Source organism: Lentzea sp. NPDC060358 (assembly GCF_042725365.1).
Classification (GTDB): Bacteria; Actinomycetota; Actinomycetes; order Mycobacteriales; family Pseudonocardiaceae; genus Lentzea.
Map to the genome: position 1 here is coordinate 1 of NZ_JBHXCW010000032.1, position 13371 is coordinate 13371.

Below are 13371 nucleotides of genomic sequence, written 5' to 3' on the forward strand. Positions count from 1 at the left end.
CCGCCACGCACTCCGGCGGCGAGGCTCGCGTGCGTCAGTGCGCGGCGTCGTCCCACGAGCGGCCGACGCCCACCGAGACCTCCAGCGGCACGTCGAGCTGGTAGGCGTTGCCCATCTGGTCGCGCACCAGGGCCTCCACGGCCTCGCGCTCGCCCTCGGCGATCTCGAGCACCAGTTCGTCGTGGACCTGCAGCAGCATGCGCGACCGCAGGCCGGACGACTCCAGGGCGCGGTACACGCCCAGCATGGCCACCTTGATGATGTCGGCCGCACTGCCCTGGATCGGCGCGTTGAGGGCCATGCGCTCGGCCATCTCGCGGCGCTGGCGGTTGTCGGAGTTCAGGTCGGGCAGGTAGCGGCGGCGGCCGAGCACGGTCGCGGTGTAGCCGTCCTTGCTCGCCTTCTTCACGATCTCGTTGAGGTAGTCGCGCACACCGCCGAAGCGGTTGAAGTACGCCTCCATCTGCTCGCGCGCCTCTTCGGTCGGGATGCGCAGCTGCTGCGACAGGCCGAACACCGACAGGCCGTACGCGAGGCCGTACGACATCGCCTTGATGCGGCGGCGCATCTCGCCCGTCACCTCGGAGGTGGGGATCGAGAACGCCTGCGACGCCACGTAGGTGTGCAGGTCCTCGCCGGAGTTGAACGCCGCGATCAGGCCCTCGTCGCCGGACAGCGTCGCCATGATCCGCATCTCGATCTGGCTGTAGTCCGCGGTCATCAGCTCCGCGTAGCCCTCGCCGACGACGAACGCCTGGCGGATGCGGCGGCCCTCGTCCGTGCGGATCGGGATGTTCTGCAGGTTCGGGTCCGTCGAGGACAGCCGGCCCGTGGCGGCGATCGTCTGGTGGAACGTCGTGTGGATGCGGCCGTCGTCGGCCACCGACTTCAGCAGGCCGTCCACCGTGGACTTGAGCCGCGTGACGTCGCGGTGCGCGAGCAGGTGCTGCAGGAACGGGTGCTCGGTCTGCTCGAACAGGTTCTGCAGCGCGTCCGCGTCCGTGGTGTAGCCGGTCTTGGTCTTCTTCGTCTTCGGCATGTTCAGCTCGTCGAAGAGCACCGTCTGCAGCTGCTTCGGGCTGCCGAGGTTGATCTCCTTGCCGATGACCGCGTACGCCTCCTGCGCCGCGTTCTTCACGCCCGCCGCGAAGTGAGACTCCAGCTCCGAGAGGTGGTCGACGTCGATGGCGATGCCGACGGCCTCCACGTCGTCGAGCACGTTCATCAGCGGCAGCTCGAGGTTCGCCAGCAGGTCGGCGCCGCCGATCGTGACGAGCTCCTCGTCGAGGCGGTCGGCGAGTTCGGCCACGGCCCGCGCGCGCAGGATCGCGCCGGTGGCGACCTTCTGCGCCTCCTCGGACTCGTCGGAGAGCAGCGACAGCTGGCCGTCGCCCGACTCCTCCGCGCGCAGCTCGCGCTTGAGGTAGCGCAGCGCCAGGTCGTCGAGCGCGAACGAGCGCTGGCCGGGACGCACCAGGTAGGCGGCGAGCGCCGTGTCCGAGGTGAGGCCGCGCAGCTTCCACCCGCGCGCCCGCACGCGGCGCAGCGGCAGCTTCAGGTCGTGGCCCGCCTTGGCGACGCCCTCGTCCGCGAGCCACGCGGCGAGCGCCTGCTCGTCGGCCTCGTCCAGCTGCGTGACGTCGACGTACCCGCCCTCGCCGTCGGCCGTGCAGAGCGCGACGCCCTCCAGGTCGGTCGTGATGCGCAGGGCGACGCCGACGCGGGTCTTGCGCGCGTTCTCGCCGAGCCACCGGCCGAGCGTGCCCGCGGGGATCGCGCCGCCGGAGACCTCGAAGCCCTCCTCGGCCTCGGGCTCGGCGGTCGTCAGCGTCTGGAACAGGCGCTCGCGCAGGACGCGGAACTCCAGCTCGTCGAACAGCCGGTGCACCGCGTCGCGGTCCCACTGCCGCACCTCGAGGCCGTCGATCGCGTACGGCAGCTCGACGTCCTTGACCAGCTCGGTGAGCTGGCGGTTCATGATGATGTTGGCCAGGTTGCCGCGCAGCGCCTCGCCGACCTTGCCCGGCACCTCGTCGATGCGGTCGACCAGCTCGTCGAGCCCGCCGAACTGGTTGAGCAGCTTGATGATCGTCTTGGGGCCGACGCCCGGCGTGTTCGGCAGGTTGTCCGACGAGTCGCCGCGCACCGCCGCGTAGTCGGCGTACTGCTCGGGCCGCACGCCGTGCTTCTCCTCGACGTAGGCCGGGGTGAACCGGCCCATCTCCGAGACGCCCTTGACCGGGTACAGCACCGTGACCTTGTCGCTGACCAGCTGGAACGCGTCGCGGTCGCCGGTGACGATCTCCACCTCGACCCCCTGCGCCACGGCCTGCGTGGTCAGGGTCGCGATGATGTCGTCCGCCTCGTAGTTCTCCTTCTCCATCGTGGGGATGCTCAGCGTGGCGAGCACGTCCTTGATGAGGGAGACCTGGCTGCGGAACTCGTCCGGCGTCGAGGAGCGACCGGCCTTGTACTCCGGGTACTGCTCGGAGCGGAACGTCTTGCGCGAGACGTCGAACGCCACCGCCACGTGCGTGGGCTTCTCGTCGCGCAGGATGTTGATCAACATGGACGTGAAGCCGTACACGGCGTTCGTGACCTGGCCCGTCTTCGTCACGAAGTTCTCGGCGGGCAGGGCGTAGAACGCTCGGTAGGCCATCGAGTGACCGTCGATGAGCAGGAGCCGCTTCACGTCTGAGGAAGTCACGGGCCCGAGTCTAGGGTGGGGGTCTGACAGTTTTGCTTGAGCCCTTGGAGCGCGCGTGACCTTCGACCTGCCTCTCGAGTTCGCCGACGAGCAGCTGCACACGCGCATGGGCATCGAAATCACCCGATGGGATGTCCAGGAGATGGTCGGCACGATGCCGGTCAAGGGCAACCGCCAGCCGTTCGGCCTGCTGCACGGCGGCGCGAACGCCGTGCTCGCCGAACAGCTCGGCTCGATCGCCTCGGCGATGCACGCGGCGCAGTTCGGCTCCATCGCGGTGGGCCTCGAGCTGTCCTGCACCCACCACCGGGCGGCGCGCGAGGGCACCGTCACGGGCGTGGCCCGCCCCATCCACCTCGGCCGCAGCACGACGACGTACGAGATCGTGGTGACCGACGAGGACGGCAACCGCACCTGCACCGCCCGCCTCACCTGCCTGCTGCGCTCCAAGCCGCCGGGCGCCTGAGCACTGGGGTGAACCCCACCTCTTCTCTGCGGTGAGCCCCAGTGTGCGACCGGGACGGTCCCGAGATCGTGTGTCCATGACCTTCACGACTCGACTGACAGCGGCAGTCCTGTGCGGTGCGGTGGTCGCGGCCCTGGTCCCGGCCACCGCGTCCGCGCACCCGGCTCGCGGCAGCCTCCTCGACGTCGTCCCGGTGTCCACGATGGACACCACCCAGCTGGTCGGCTACCTGGGGGACCACGCCTTGGACGCCTCGCGCGTCCGCTTCGCGGTGGACGCGAAGCGCATCACCTACCGGACCATCGACGCGTTCGGCAGACCCACCACCGCGAGCGCGCTGATCGCCTTGCCGCGCAACGGCGACCGCACTCCGCGCCAGGCCACCTGGCTGCACGGCACCACCGGCTACCGGGGCTCCGTCGCGTCCGTCGCGGACGGCAACGACCGGGCCGCCACCTACCTGTTCGCCTCGGCGGGCTACCTGACCACCGCCCCGGACTACCTCGGCCTCGGCACCGGCCCCGGCTTCCACCCGTACGTCGACGCCAGGTCCACCGTCACGGCCTCGGTCGACGCACTGCGGGCGACCCGCGAGTACGCCACCGCGCACGGCCTGCGCCCCGACCAGCGCGTCATGATCACCGGCCACTCCCAGGGCGGCCACGCGGCCATGGCCCTGGGCGAAGCCCTGCAGCGAGGCGCCGACCCGCGCCTGCGCGTGGGCGCACTGGCCCCGATCGGCGGCCCGTTCCGGCCGAGCCTGCTCGTGGCCAGGGCGCTGAACGGCGAGATCGAGAACGGCGTCGCGTACATGGCGTACTGGACGGTGGCCTGGAACCGCCTCTTCCCCCTGTACGACGACCCGGCCGAGGTCTTCCGCGACCCGTCGGTCGAGGCCCTCTTCGACGGCGAGCACCGCAACGAGGACATCTTCGCGCGCCTCCCCGCGACCGTGCGGGAGCTCCTGACCGACAGCTACGCCGCCCGTCTCCAGCACCCCACCGGAGTCCTCGAGGAGAGGCTGCGCGAGGCGGACAGCACCTGCGACTGGCGCCCGGAGGTGCCCGTCACGCTCTACTCCTCGGCGGGCGACCGCGACACGCTGCTGGAGACGTCCGAGTACTGCGACCAGCGGCTCGAGCAGCACCACGCCCGCAGCACGCTCGTCGACCTCGGCGCGGACGTGGGCCACGGCAGGGCCGCCAAGATCGCCCTGCCCCGCATCCTCGCGAGCTTCGACCGGGGCTGACACGAAGAAGCGGGGCGGAGGAAAGTCCTCCGCCCCGCTCCCACGACCGAACCCTCAGTGGGCCTCGCCCAGGTACGCGTCGCGCACCCGCTGGTCGGCCAGGAGCGAGTGCCCCGGGCCGTCGAGCGTGGTCCTGCCGAGGTCGATCACGTACCCGTGGTCCGACAGGGCCAGCGCCGCCAGCGCGTTCTGCTCCACCAGCAGAATGGTGGTGCCGAGCGACTGGAGCTCCTTGATGGTGTCGAAGATCCGCTGCGTCATGATCGGCGAGAGACCCATGGAGGGCTCGTCGAGCATCAGCAGGCGGGGCTTGGACATCATCGCGCGGCCGATGGCGAGCATCTGCTGCTCACCACCGGAGAAGAGCCCGGCCTTGTTGTGCCGCCGCTCCCCCAGGACGGGGAAGAGGTCGTACACGCGCTGCATGTCGGCCTGCACGCCGTCGTCCTTGCGGACGTAGGCACCGAGCTGCAGGTTCTCCTCCACGGTCATCCGCGGGAAGAGCCGCCGGCCCTCGGGCGAGTGCGAGATGCCCATGCCCAGGATCGCGTGCGCCGGCTCGGCGTGGATCGGCTTGCCCTGGAACAGGATCTCGCCGGACGCCGGGCGCAGCAGACCGGAGATGGTCCGCAGGGTCGTGGTCTTGCCCGCACCGTTCGAGCCGATGAGCGACACGATCTGGCCGGCCTCGACCGTGAACGAGATGTCGCGGACGGCCTCGATCGCGCCGTAGGCGACCGACAGGTTGCGGACTTCGAGCAGCGGGCTCATGCCTGCTCTCCCTTCGCGGCCTCGACGTCGGACTGGACTTCCTCCGGCGGCTTGCCGAGGTAGGCCTCGACCACCCGCGGGTCCGCCCGCACGACCTCGGGGCTGCCCTCGACGAGCAGTTCGCCCTGCACGAGCACGGAGACCGAGTCGCACAGCCCGAAGATGAACTTGATGTCGTGCTCGATGACGACGACGGACACACCCGTCTCGCGGATGCGGAAGATCAGCTGCTGCGTCGCTTCCGTCTCCTGCGGGTTCATGCCTGCCGTGGGCTCGTCCAGCAGCAGCACCGCCGGATCCGTCGCCAACGCGCGCGCGATCTCGAGACGGCGCTGGTCGCCGTACGGGAGGTTGCGCGAGAGCTCGTCGTCGACGTTCTTGAGGCCGACGAACGCGAGCAGCTCCCGCGACCGCTCGCGCGCCGCCTTCTCACCGCGGTGGTAGGCGGGCCCGTGGAACAGCGAGGCCAGCGGGCCCTGCTTCATCCGGACGTGCCGGCCGACCATGACGTTCTCCAGCACGGTCATGCTGGGGAACAGGCGGATGTTCTGGAACGTGCGGGCCACGCCCGCGTCCGTCACCTTCGCCGGGTCACCGGGCAGGACGTCGCCCTTGAGCAGCACCTGCCCCGTGGTCGGCGTGTAGAGACCCGTCAGGCAGTTGAAGAACGTGGTCTTCCCCGCGCCGTTCGGGCCGATCAGGCCGACGATCTTGCCTTCGTCGAGCGTCAGCGTGACGCCCTTCAACGCCTTGAGGCCACCGAAGACCATCGAGACGTCGCGCGCCTCCAAAACTGGCGTGCTCATGCCTTCTTCGCCTCCACATGCGCCTCTTCGGCGTTCTCGTCGGCGCGCTCGACCATCTCAGCACGCCTGTGCGCATCGGGGATCAGGCCGACCGGCCGGAACCGCATGATGAGGATCAGCGCGAGGCCGAAGATCATCAGGCGGTAGTCCTCGAAGTCCCGCAGCTTCTCGGGCAGCACGAACAGCAGCGCGGCACCGAGGACGGCGCCGGGGATCGACCCCATGCCGCCGAGGATGACCGCCGCCAGCAACGTGATCGACTCGAGGAACTTGAACGACTCGTACGACACGGTGCCGTTCTTGTGCGCGAACACCGCGCCCGCGAGACCCGCGAGCATGGCACCGATGAGGAACGCGAGGATCTTCATCTTGCCGGTGCGGATGCCCATCGCGCGGGCGGCGTCCTCGTCCTCGCGGATCGCGATCCACGCCCGGCCGATGCGGCTGAACTTGAGGTTCGCGAACACCGCCATCGTCGCCGCGACGAGCAGCACGATCAGGACGTAGTAGAGGACACCCGCGGGCAGCTTCAGGCCGCCGAGCGTGATCGACTTGTTGAACTCGGTGCCGAACAGCGACAGCGCCGGGATGCCCGGGATGGCGTTGGAGCCGTTGGTGATGCCGCCGATGTCGTTCTGCGCGGAGCGGGTGAAGATCTCACCGAACGCCAGCGTCACGATCGCGAGGTAGTCACCGCGGACCCGCAGCGTCGGCGAACCGACGATGGCGCCGAAGATGCCGGCCACGACCGCGGCGATGACCGCGGCCACGGGGAACGGCAGCTCGATGCCGAAGTGGGCGGTGGCCGCACCGGAGAAGTTCGCCGCCACGAGGGCGCCGATGCCCATGAACGCCACGTAGCCGAGGTCGAGCAGACCCGCAAGGCCGACGACGATGTTCAGGCCGATCGCGGTGGCGGCGTAGATGCCGATGTTCGCCGCGACCGTCATCCAGTACTCGTTGCCCGCGTCGGTGAGCGGCAGCAGCAGCGCGCACGCCGCCAGCACGATCACGCTGAACACACGGTGCTGCTCGGACAGGACCGAGATCCAGCGGACGAACCCGACGCCGCTCAGCGCGCCGAGCACACCGCCGGCGAAACCGAGGAACGACAGGAAGATCGCGCCCGCGTACGGGTTCGAGCTGCCGACGCCGCCGGTGGTCAGCATCGCCGCGACGGCGTAGAGCACCGCGGCGAACGAGACCAGCAGCACCAGGTACGCGACCGGGGTCGCGACCTTGAACTTCCACGCGCCCACCGGTTCGATGCCGATGCCGTAGCCCGCGAGGATCGTCAGCACACCGGCCACGATGCCCACGACGCCGCCGAACGCCGTCGCACCGTCGAGGGCCGTGATGGCGCCGAGGCCGCCGCCCTTGACCGTGATGTACGCCGCGTTGACGAACGACACGGCGGTGAGACCCCAGCCGAGCGCCCGGACGACCCGGCCGCGCGAGGGGATCGGCGCGAAGGTCGCGACGAGGACGAGCACGCCGAGCAGCAGCACGTGCCAGCGGAAGCCCGTGACGGCGAACGGCGCGTCGAAGAACTGCAGCGTCGACTTGTCCGGCCAGTTGCCGTCGTTGAGGGCGAACGTGACCCACGGCAGGAGCGCGGCGACGATGCCGAGCACACCGCCGGCGATCGCGAACGGCTTGCCCAGGGGTGCGAGCGCGGAACGCTTCGCCACCACGCCAGAGGACGTGTCAACCGTGCTCATGCGCGCACCCTTTCCGGCTCGCCGAACAGACCCTGCGGGCGGAAGACGAGCACGAGGATCAGCACGACGAAGATCCACACGTAGTCGTACTGGGTTCCGCCCGGCATGTACTGGCCGGCCAGGGTCTTGATCAGACCGATGATGAACGCGCCGATGACCGCGCCGCGGATGCTGCCGACGCCGCCCAGGACGGCCGCCGTGAAGGCGAAGATGCCGTTCTGGAAGCCCATGTCGATGTTGATGTTGCTCAGGTAGCCGCCGTACATGACGCCGGCGACGCCCGCGAGCACGGCGCCGAAGAGGAACGTCATCACGATCACGCGGTCGGGGTTGACGCCCATCAGCTTCGCGGTGTCGGGGTCCTGCGCGGTGGCGCGCATCGCCCGGCCCATCCGCGACTTGTTGATGTAGGTCTGCAGGACGACCGACAGACCGACCGAGAGGACCACGAGCAGCACGCCGGTCCACGGCACGTTGATCGGGCCGAGGGACAGGTTGCCCTCCGGGAAGACCTTCGGGTACGGCAGGTTCGACGTGGCGTCGGGGTACCACACGCGCACGGCTTCCTGCAGGAACACGGACACGCCGAGCGCTGTGATGAGCGGGGCCAGCCGGGGCGCGTTGCGCAACGGCCGGTAGGCGAACCGTTCCATGATCAGGGCGACGACGACCGCCACCAGGATGCCGCCGACGAACATGAGCGGCAGTGCCACGGCCGGCGTCTTCTGGAGGTCTCCCGGAAGAAGCGTGAACGTGGCGAGGCCTCCGTACGAGGCCACCATGAACACCTCGCCGTGGGCGAAGTTGATCAGCTGGATGATGCCGTACACCATCGTGTACCCGAGGGCGATCAGGGCGATCAACGCACCCTGCACGACCCCGTTGGCCAGCTGTTGGAGCAGGACTGACACGACTACCTCCGTAGACGGCGGGGGCGAGCAAACAACGCCCGCCCCCGCCGTGGCTTCAATCAGTGACTAGGTAGTCGATCAGCCGGTGAACTCGCCGGTCTGAACGTCCTTCCACTTGCCCGAGGTCACCGAGTAGACCGTCAGCACCTTGTTCGTGCTGTCGCCGTACTGGTCGAACTTGACCTCACCGGTGGCGCCGGAGCCGCTGTAGGAGCCGACGTTCTGCAGCATCGCGTCGCGCTTCGACTCGTCCCAGGCAGCGCCGTCGACGGTCTTGGCCAGGCCGCCGATGATGGCGTTCGCGGCGTCGTAGGAGAACGCACCGTAGGCGGCGTAGTCCTCCTTGCCGAACTTCGCCTTGTAGGCGTCGACGAAGGCCTTGGCGGTGGCCAGGGACTCGGTCGGGGCGCCGACGGAGGTGGCGAGGTCGCCCTCCTTGCCGCCGAGCTCGATGTACTTGCCGTCGAAGATGCCGTCGCCGCCCATCAGCGGGACGTTGAGACCGGCGGACGCCATCTGCTTCGAGAGCGGACCGGCGACCGGGTACTCACCGCCGTAGTAGACGGCCTCCGGCGCGAGCGCCTTGATCTTGGAGATGACACCGGAGAAGTCGGTGTCCTTCTCGCCGACCTTCTCGGAGCCGACGATCGTGCCGCCCTTCTTGGCGACCTGCTTCGACAGCTCCGCGGCGAGGCCCTCGCCGTAGGTCTTGCCGTCGGTGATGATGGCGATCTTCTTCTTGCCGGCCTTCTCGACGAGGTAGTTGGCCGCGTACGGGCCCTGCAGGTCGTCGGTGGTGCAGACGCGGAAGTAGTTGTCGAACTGGCGCTTGGGGGCCGTCAGGAAGTCGTTGCCCCTGGTGAGCGACGGGTTCGTGTTGGCGGGCGACACCTGGGGGATCTTCTTGTCCCGCAGGATCGGCTGCACGGTCTGGGCGACCGACGAGTTCAGCGTGCCGACGACACCGACGACGTTCGGGTCGGTCGACAGCTTCGTGGCGGCCTGAGCACCCTTGGCGGGGTTGGCCTCGTCGTCCTGGGCGGACACGGTCAGCTTGTAGCCCTTGACCGTGCACTTCTTGTTCGCCTCGTCCACCGCGAGCTCGGCGGACTGCTTGATGCCCAGGCCCAGAGCGGACAGGTTGCCAGACAGCGGAGCGACAACACCGACGGTCAGAGTGCCCTTCGACGTGTCGCAGCTGCCCCCGTTGTTGCCGCCGGCTTCATCCTTGTTCGAGCCACAGGCTGCAAGAACAAGCAGCGCCGCGCCGACCATCGCTGCGGACTTCACAGAGTGCTTACGCACGTGATGTCCCTCCTCTATCCCTGCTCCCGGCAACGCGAGATCTCCGCGCGCCGCTCCATCACCCTCTCCTGAGGGATGGCCGGAACCTAGGCGATGACTGTGACCGCAGTCATCAAGGCCAATGGGCTCGTGACCATAACGCAACTCGGCGTTATGTTTTGTTTAAGGAATGTCACATACCGTAACTCCAGTTCACTCTTTGGACGGCTGCCATAACGTGGACGTATGACTCCGCGTCGTCGGTTGGTCGCACTCGTGTGCGCCGCCGCCGTGCTCGGCACGGCGGTGCTGGTGCTGCGCGAGGCCGACGAGGCTCCTGATAAGCCCAGTTCAGAGACGGTACGACTGACACAGTACGCCGCCGGCTTCGTCACTTTGCCGTCTCAACCGGCTGGACCCGAACCACCATCCTCCGTCTGGAGCAGTGACGGCAGGGTCCACTGGACCCCCGTGACCGGCGCCGCCGGCTACGAGGTCGACGGCAGGCTCGTCGCCACGCCTGAGATCGCGGGATCCGGGCGTCCGCAGGTCCGCGCGGTCGACGCCTTCGGACGACGTTCTTCACCCGTTCGTGCAGAGGAGCGCGCCGGTGACGACTCGTGGCGACGGGCGTTCGCCGGAGGCCTGGACGAGTTCGACGACCCGTTCCTCGAGCGGCGGTACCACCTGAGCGCCCGGCGGGGGTGCGTGAACCCGTTGTCGGGCTCCGGCAGGCTCGTGCTCGACATGCCGTGCGGCAACGACGCGGCGGTGCTGCGCTCGCGGGCGCTCCTGCGGCTGCGGCAGGCGGACGAGCTGGGCCGGGTGGCGGTCGTGACGGACGCCGCCGGGCCGCACGGCGAGCTCGTGGTCGACCTGGTCCCCGGGACTCCGGACCGCACCGGGCCCGTGCCCCCCGCCGAGGCGGTGCGGGTGGTGGTGAACGACTCCGTCCTGCTGGGGACGCGCGGGGCGGGCGTGCTGCACCGGTTCGAGGTGGTGCTGACGCGGACCGGTGTGCGCGTGCTGCAGGACGGCGCGCAGATCGCCACGTCACCCGTGGTGCCGTCGTGGCGCGAGGCGAGCGTGCTGGTCGGGGTGACCCCGCCGCCCGGCTACCCCGGACGGGTCGAGATCGACGCGATCGGCCTCTCCACGCCGGTGCAGGCGCCCGCCGACGTGACCGAGACGCAGGTCGTGGCGGGGACGTTGCGCGTGCTGGAGCCCGAGGAGGAGGCACCCGGCATCGGCACAGCGCGCGCTCCGCTGCGTGGAGCGTCGTCGGCGCGACTGCGGGCGACGGTGCGCATAGGCGACGGCGGCGACCTGAACGGCCTGGTCGCGCAGCTCGGAACGGCACGGGTGCCGATGCGGCCGGTGGTCGGCGGGTGGTCCACCGCGGAGAACGGCGAGCTGACCGTCGTCGGCGACGTGCCGGCCGAGCTGCTCGCGCAGGACGGGCCGGACGCGCTGACGCCGTTCGTGCTGCGGATGCCCGGCGCGTCGCAGGCCCAGGTGCTGGAGAGCTACTTCGAGGTGCCGGGCCGGTCGCCGGTGCGGGCGGGGAACGTCGTTCCCGAGCCACCGCCCGTTTTGCCCGTGATGACGGCTGAGTTGATCCGTGTGACCCCGAACGAGGCGACACTGGCGATCACCCTCGACGCGTCCGCCGCGCGCTCAGTGGCGCCCGTGGCGGGCTTTGAGGTGTACGTGGACAGCGGCCACGCCGCGACGCTGCCGATTCCGGGTGGTGTCGGCGGCCGGCACGAGCTCGTGCTCTCGCTGAAGGGCAGCCACAACGTCGAAGTTCGCCTGCGCCCCGAGGATCCGGGGCGGCAGACGAACTCCGTGTGGCTGGAACTCAGCCGAAGTTCTCGATGACGGCTTCCGCGACGGCCTTCATCGTCGTGCGGCGGTCCATGGCGGTGCGCTGCACCCACCGGAACGCCTCCGGCTCGCTCAGTCCCTGCTTGGTCATGAGCACGCCCTTGGCCCGTTCCACGACCTTGCGCGTCTCGAGGCGCTCGGTCAGCCCCGCGACCTCCTGCTCCAGCGCGGCCAGCTCGGTGAACCGGCTGATCGCCAGCTCGATCGCGGGCACGAGGTCCCGCTTCGCGAACGGCTTGACCAGGTAGGCCATCGCACCGGCGTCGCGGGCGCGTTCGACCAGGTCGCGCTGGCTGAACGCGGTGAGGATCACGACCGGCGCGATCCGGTTGCCCGCGATGTGCTGCGCCGCCTCGATCCCGTCGACCTTGGGCATCTTGACGTCCAGGATCACGAGGTCGGGGTCGAGCTCGGACGCGAGCTTGATGGCCTCTTCGCCATCAGCGGCCTCCCCCGCCACGTCGTAGCCCTCCTCGCGGAGCATCTCCACGAGGTCGAGGCGGATCAGCGCCTCGTCCTCCGCGACGAGCACGCGGGGGGCCTTGCGCGTGGCTTCGGTTTGGGCCTCGGCAGCCTGCTGGGTCACCGGGGTCCTCCTGACGATCGTTCCTGCGGGCGAAAGGGCAGTCTACCGGCGGTCAGGCCCCTGATCAGGCTCGGCGGCCGTGACGGCAGACACGAACTCCTCCGGCCACGGGTAGGTCCGCAGCCCCTCCTCGACGTCCTCGGCAGGCGGGTCGAGGCGACGCAGCGAGACCTGCGCGGACGTGCCGAACTCCGGGTGCCCGAGCCGCTCGCGGACCTCCGCCTCGGAGGGCCCGCCCGCCCACTCGGCGAACCACGCCCCGTCCAGGGGGAGCGCCCGCAACCAGCTCGCGTCGTGCCACAGGTGCACCCGGCGCAGGAGAGCGCTCCCAGTGGCGGCGTCGGCGATGTCGTCGTCGTTGCCGCCGCCGTCGGTGTACTCGACGCCGCGGAACTCGTGCATCCAGCGCACGTAGCGCATGCCGAGGTCCCACGCGTCCTCGTCGACCCCGACGAGGACGATGGCGGCGTCACCGGTCGTCAGTTCGGACGACCGCCGGTACTGCTGGTGCCGCAGGCCCGCGACCCCTATGCCGAAGCCGCCCTCGGTGCGCGGCAGCAGCTCGAACAGCAGCGGCCCCAGCGCCCGGTCGTTCAGGTGCAGCTTGGGGGTCTCCCCCGGTTCCACGGTCCGGAACACGTGGCAGGGCCTGACGATGCTCGCGGGCGGCATCAGCTGGAGCACGCTCGCGGCGGTGCACGCCGCGACCAGCGTGCGGGCCTCGAGCCGTCGCTGCGCCCCGGTGCCGGCGGCGGGCAGCGGGGCGCCGTCGCGGACGGCCGGGACCGCCTGGGACAGGTTCTCGCCCGTGTAGGCGCGCCGCAGGTCGGCGAGCTGGTCCGTGGTGGACAGACGTGCCATGGCAGCAGTCCTCGTTTCCGCCGCCCGGCTCGGCACGACAAGGACGCATGTGCACGCGTCTACGTGGTCGGTTCGCTTCGGTGAGCAGGAGTTGCTGAACACTGCGGCGGAGTCTGCCGCCC

The 13371-nt window shown here is 69.8% G+C and carries 11 protein-coding genes; 3 read left to right on the forward strand and 8 right to left on the reverse strand.

The genetic code is table 11. The annotated features are described in order from the left end of the window. Window positions 1-34: 34 nt before the first annotated feature. Window positions 35-2659 (reverse strand): DNA polymerase I, encoded by a 2625-nt coding sequence (gene polA / locus ACFWGZ_RS09845; protein WP_382451131.1) that lies wholly within the window; start codon window positions 2657-2659, stop codon window positions 35-37. Between the two features lie 154 nt (window positions 2660-2813). On the opposite strand from polA, the gene ACFWGZ_RS09850 reads away from it, so the two are divergent. Further along, window positions 2814-3173, forward strand: coding sequence for a hotdog fold thioesterase (locus ACFWGZ_RS09850; RefSeq protein ID WP_382451132.1), 360 nt, complete (start codon window positions 2814-2816; stop codon window positions 3171-3173). A 76-nt stretch (window positions 3174-3249) separates the two neighbouring features. Beyond that, entirely contained in the window at window positions 3250-4422 is a 1173-nt protein-coding gene (locus ACFWGZ_RS09855) for an alpha/beta hydrolase family protein (RefSeq protein WP_382451093.1), read from the forward strand. 54 nt (window positions 4423-4476) lie between these two features. Here ACFWGZ_RS09855 and ACFWGZ_RS09860 read toward each other — a convergent pair whose 3' ends face one another. From ACFWGZ_RS09860 to ACFWGZ_RS09880, 5 genes are all read right to left on the reverse strand, one after another. After that, window positions 4477-5193, reverse strand: coding sequence for an ABC transporter ATP-binding protein (locus ACFWGZ_RS09860; protein WP_382451094.1), 717 nt, complete (start codon window positions 5191-5193; stop codon window positions 4477-4479). Next, the gene (locus ACFWGZ_RS09865) at window positions 5190-5999 is read right to left on the reverse strand and encodes an ABC transporter ATP-binding protein (RefSeq protein ID WP_382451095.1); all 810 of its coding nucleotides are present in this window, start codon (window positions 5997-5999) and stop codon (window positions 5190-5192) included. Before ACFWGZ_RS09865 ends, ACFWGZ_RS09860 begins: the two co-directional genes overlap by 4 nt. Beyond that, window positions 5996-7720: a branched-chain amino acid ABC transporter permease gene (locus ACFWGZ_RS09870; RefSeq protein WP_382451096.1), complete on the reverse strand. Its 1725-nt coding sequence runs from the start codon at window positions 7718-7720 to the stop codon at window positions 5996-5998. The genes ACFWGZ_RS09865 and ACFWGZ_RS09870 overlap by 4 nt, the downstream gene beginning before the upstream one ends. Next, window positions 7717-8631: a branched-chain amino acid ABC transporter permease gene (locus ACFWGZ_RS09875; RefSeq protein WP_382451097.1), complete on the reverse strand. Its 915-nt coding sequence runs from the start codon at window positions 8629-8631 to the stop codon at window positions 7717-7719. Before ACFWGZ_RS09875 ends, ACFWGZ_RS09870 begins: the two co-directional genes overlap by 4 nt. Before the next feature lie 78 nt (window positions 8632-8709). Then, window positions 8710-9936, reverse strand: a complete 1227-nt coding sequence (locus ACFWGZ_RS09880) for a branched-chain amino acid ABC transporter substrate-binding protein (protein WP_382451098.1) — start codon at window positions 9934-9936, stop codon at window positions 8710-8712. Window positions 9937-10386: 450 nt separating this feature from the next. Between ACFWGZ_RS09880 and ACFWGZ_RS09885 the strand changes: the two genes are divergently transcribed. After that, window positions 10387-11796 carry a hypothetical protein gene (locus ACFWGZ_RS09885; protein WP_382451099.1) on the forward strand — a complete coding sequence of 470 codons (1410 nt, stop codon included), beginning with the start codon at window positions 10387-10389 and terminating at the stop codon, window positions 11794-11796. Here ACFWGZ_RS09885 and ACFWGZ_RS09890 read toward each other — a convergent pair. Continuing rightward, on the reverse strand, window positions 11777-12388 hold the full coding sequence (locus ACFWGZ_RS09890; protein ID WP_382451100.1) for an ANTAR domain-containing response regulator: 612 nt from the start codon (window positions 12386-12388) through the stop codon (window positions 11777-11779). The two genes, ACFWGZ_RS09885 and ACFWGZ_RS09890, sit on opposite strands and share 20 nt — an antisense overlap. A 42-nt stretch (window positions 12389-12430) precedes the next feature. After that, window positions 12431-13249: a hypothetical protein gene (locus tag ACFWGZ_RS09895; RefSeq protein WP_382451101.1), complete on the reverse strand. Its 819-nt coding sequence runs from the start codon at window positions 13247-13249 to the stop codon at window positions 12431-12433. Window positions 13250-13371: the final 122 nt, after the last annotated feature.

What these genes read in the sequence shown, in the direction of transcription:
- ACFWGZ_RS09855 (WP_382451093.1), top strand. Translation starts at nt 3,250, where the DNA reads ATGACCTTCACGACTCGACTGACAGCGGCAGTCCTGTGCGGTGCGGTG.
- ACFWGZ_RS09895 (WP_382451101.1), bottom strand. Translation starts at nt 13,249, where the DNA reads ATGGCACGTCTGTCCACCACGGACCAGCTCGCCGACCTGCGGCGCGCC.
- polA (WP_382451131.1), bottom strand. Translation starts at nt 2,659, where the DNA reads ATGGCCTACCGAGCGTTCTACGCCCTGCCCGCCGAGAACTTCGTGACG.
- ACFWGZ_RS09860 (WP_382451094.1), bottom strand. Translation starts at nt 5,193, where the DNA reads ATGAGCCCGCTGCTCGAAGTCCGCAACCTGTCGGTCGCCTACGGCGCG.
- ACFWGZ_RS09870 (WP_382451096.1), bottom strand. Translation starts at nt 7,720, where the DNA reads ATGAGCACGGTTGACACGTCCTCTGGCGTGGTGGCGAAGCGTTCCGCG.
- ACFWGZ_RS09865 (WP_382451095.1), bottom strand. Translation starts at nt 5,999, where the DNA reads ATGAGCACGCCAGTTTTGGAGGCGCGCGACGTCTCGATGGTCTTCGGT.
- ACFWGZ_RS09850 (WP_382451132.1), top strand. Translation starts at nt 2,814, where the DNA reads ATGGGCATCGAAATCACCCGATGGGATGTCCAGGAGATGGTCGGCACG.